The organism is Candidatus Symbiopectobacterium sp. (genome assembly GCF_020054415.1).
GTDB lineage: Bacteria > Pseudomonadota > Gammaproteobacteria > Enterobacterales > Enterobacteriaceae > Symbiopectobacterium.
This window is the reverse complement of record NZ_JAHWCO010000199.1, coordinates 1-2,000: the sequence shown is the minus strand read 5'-3', so window position 1 is coordinate 2,000 and position 2,000 is coordinate 1. Positions and strand designations below refer to the sequence as shown.

The following is a 2,000-nucleotide window of genomic DNA, read 5'->3' as shown; positions in this document are numbered from 1 at the left end:
TGCCAAGCCAGTTTTGGTAGAAAATGCTTGTCCCCTCAGGTGTACAGTTTTCTCATGAGGCCTAACTGCATGATTTTGCGTTGCGAGGATCCGTCGTTTCACTGGACTGCCAGCATAAAATCTATTTATTCAACAAAGCCCGTTTGCAGGCGAAGTGCACCCGCTTGCGGCGCGTACGGCGATCCTTCCGTGGAAAGATCGAGCAGCAGGATCTCCGCCTGACCAAACAGCACCGTCAGCGGTGTGCGCAGATCGTGAGACAGCGCAGCCAGCAAGGAATTACGCAGCTCTTCCCGCTCCGCCACCAGACGTGAGTGTTGCTCGCGCCGCGTCAGAGCCAGACGCAGCAACGCACCGGAAATCAGCATTACAAACGTCTCCAGCAGCCGCTGCTGTTTGGGTATCAGTAGGTGATGCAGGTTGCTTGGCTCAATAATCAGCAACCCTAACGTATCCTCGGAAGAGATTAACGGCAGCACTTTATAAGGTACGCCGGGCAGCGTATCCGTTCCTGCGCCCGCCACATGCCCTTTCTCAAAGTTCCATTTGACGATAGCGGGATCGGGAATGGTATGCAGCAAACGCTCGGCTGGCGCGATCGGTTTTCCCTGCGCGTCTGGCAGCCAGATTTCACAGCGGGCAAACAGTGTGCTGCTCATCACCCGCTGGAAAATCGGCGCAATATCGTTCGGCGCTCGCACCCTGCTCAACCCGTCGGCCATTTCGTACAGGTAACGCGCGCGCTGCTCCCGATGTCGGGCAACCCGCACTTGATAACGCACCCCCGCCGTCAGGTTGCCGGTGATCGCTCCCACGGTCAGCATCACCGCAAAAGTCACCAGATACTGCGCATCGCTGACGGCAAAGGTGCCTTCCGGCGCGACAAAAAACAGATCGAACGCCACGATATTGAGTATTGCCGCCACCACCGAGGGCAAACGGCCAAAACCAATGGCAATCAGCACCACGCCCAATAAATAGACCATCACCAGATTGATCGGCGAAAAGTCGGGAAAAATCCATTTGCTCACCAGCGTAATCAACGCGCATAGCGCGGTTGCAGCCAGACAGCCGCACGCTTTCTGGCGCAACTTATCCGGGCTGAGGAGTGTGTCTATGCGCGGTGCCGCCTGCACGTCAGGCACATCATCCAAAGCTACAATCATCAAGTCGAGATCCGGCCCAAGGCGGCTTAGCCGCCGCGCAAAACGATTCGGCAACGCCCAACGGCGCTGCGGCGGCCTTCCCACAATGATTTTGCCGAGGTTATGCTCACGTGCGTAGCGCAGTACCGCTTTCGCTTCATCGGGCTCAGATAAGGTGGCGGTAACAGCACCCAGCTTCTGTGCCAGCTGCAAGGTGCGCAGAATTCCACGCCGACGCGCTTCGCCCTGTCGATGCAGCGTAGGCGTCTCCACCGTTACTGCATGCCATTCGCTACCGAGTTTGGCAGCCAGCTGGGCGGCAATGCGCACCAGCTTTTCACTGCCGGTGTTAGCGCCAATGCACAGCAGGATCGCATCGCGGGTGTGCCAGACACGTTCCTCTCGCCCGCTGGCATCACGCCAGGCGAGCATCTGATCGTCAACGCGATCCGCCGTGCGGCGCAGCGCCAGCTCCCGCTCCCGCAGCGCAAACAGATTACCCTTACGAAAAAAGTTCTCGATGGCGCGCTCTGCACGATCGCCCACATACACCTTGCCTTCTTTCAATCGTTGCCGCAGGTCGTCCGGCGGCAAATCCACCAGCACCATTTCAGTAGCCGAGTCAAAAAAAGGATCGGGGACGGTTTCCTGCACCCGAATCCCCGTGACGCCGCTAACCACATCATTGAGGCTTTCCAGATGCTGCACGTTCACCGTGGCTTTGTTGAATAAATCAGAACTTGTAACGACTGCGCCCCATACGGGTCGATTGTTACGTGATGCGAATACTGTTCGGCATTCCTAATAGCGTGATCCGGTTAAGCGCTTTGACCATGGCCATGGCTTCACCCACCT

2 pseudogenes are annotated in these 2,000 nt (G+C 57.4%); both read right to left on the bottom strand.

Features of this window, described 5'->3' with window-relative positions:
• Positions 1-140 precede the first annotated feature (140 nt).
• Positions 141-1,862: pseudogene (locus tag QZ506_RS05810) on the bottom strand (DUF4118 domain-containing protein); the annotation flags it as partial.
• Between the two features lie 55 nt (positions 1,863-1,917).
• Positions 1,918-2,000: pseudogene (locus QZ506_RS05805) on the bottom strand (lipoprotein); the annotation flags it as partial.